Here is a 1,362-nt window from a genome sequence, read left to right on the forward strand (position 1 = left end):
TACCTTATTAATATTTAATAAGGTGAATAGGAGTTTGTCGAGTCTTCGATTCTGAATCTCACAGAACCACTAGGAGGTGATCGATATAGTAATAGGTTTGGATGTACATAAACGTTCCGTATATGCTACGGTAATGGAAAATGATGGTAATATTATTATCCAGAGAAATATGGAAAATAATATGGAGCAGGTTAATAAGTTTTTATCAGTTTACAAGGATCATGATATAGTAATAGAATCATCAACATCCGGTAAATATCTTTGTAAGGAATTATTAAAATTAAACTATACGATACATCTGATTAATCCTGCAAAGGTTCCTGAAATATCAAATAATTACAAGAAGACAGATAGGGAGGATTCATTCCAGCTTGCAGATGTATACAGAAAGGGAGGAATGAAGGAGATATACATTCCATCAGGGGAAATAGAGAATATCAGATCATTGGTTAGATACAGGCATTCACTTGGAGAGGAGTTAACTTTAAAGAAGAATAAAATACATGCATTGTTAACATCATATGGAATAATAATAAAAGCCACAGACCCGTTCGGAAGGAAGGGATTAAGGGAGATAGAGAGTAATTACAGCAATCTTAATTACTCTGACAGGATAGTTTTAAGATCACTGTTAAGCGATATATCATACATTAAGGATAGGGAAAGGGAAATAGAAACAGAGATATCATCAATATCAGATAACAATAATAATATAAAATTATTAATGACAATTCCTGGAATAAACTTCTACACAGCAGCAGGAATATTATCAGAAATAGGAACAATAAATAGATTCGATAATAAGCTTAAGTTTGCCTCATACACTGGACTGATACCCAGTGAATACTCATCAGGAACTAAGACGGTAAAGGGGCATATAACGAAGCATGGCCCTTCCATATTGAGATTCTTTTTAGTTGAAACAGTGCATTCACTTATAAAGTTTACAAAGAAGTTCAAATCCAAGTACCTCAGCATAGTAAGACGATTAGGGAAGAAGAGGTCAATAATAGCCATAGCAAGGATATTAGCAGAAACAATATATTCAATGCTTAAGAACAATGTAAAGTTTGTTGATCAGGAAAGAAAGGAAACAATCAATCCTAATGAATTATACTTCAGGAGGCTTGAAGAACTGTCAATGAAGAAAATAAATAATATGAGAAGAATTGCTAACAATGGCAATGTGCAGGGCGATTCAGCAAATTTAATATACCGCGGAGGCATAAAAGATTGTTAAGTATAGGTTTTTCATAGGAGTTGCATAATTGATATCCCTCCTTTAATTTATTAAATTCATTGTAAAAATAAACCTTTAACATCATTTCCTGTACAATATTCTCAGGCTTTACAGCCCTTATT

Annotated in this window: 1 protein-coding gene; it reads left to right on the forward strand. The window is 32.8% G+C overall.

Annotated features, from left to right (window positions below; translation table 11 throughout):
- The first annotated feature begins 76 nt into the window (after positions 1–76).
- Positions 77–1,240 (forward strand): IS110 family transposase, encoded by a 1,164-nt coding sequence (locus AOG54_RS03575; protein ID WP_156318775.1) that lies wholly within the window; start codon positions 77–79, stop codon positions 1,238–1,240.
- Positions 1,241–1,362: the final 122 nt, after the last annotated feature.

The organism is Acidiplasma aeolicum (assembly GCF_001402945.1).
GTDB lineage: Archaea > Thermoplasmatota > Thermoplasmata > Thermoplasmatales > Thermoplasmataceae > Acidiplasma > Acidiplasma aeolicum.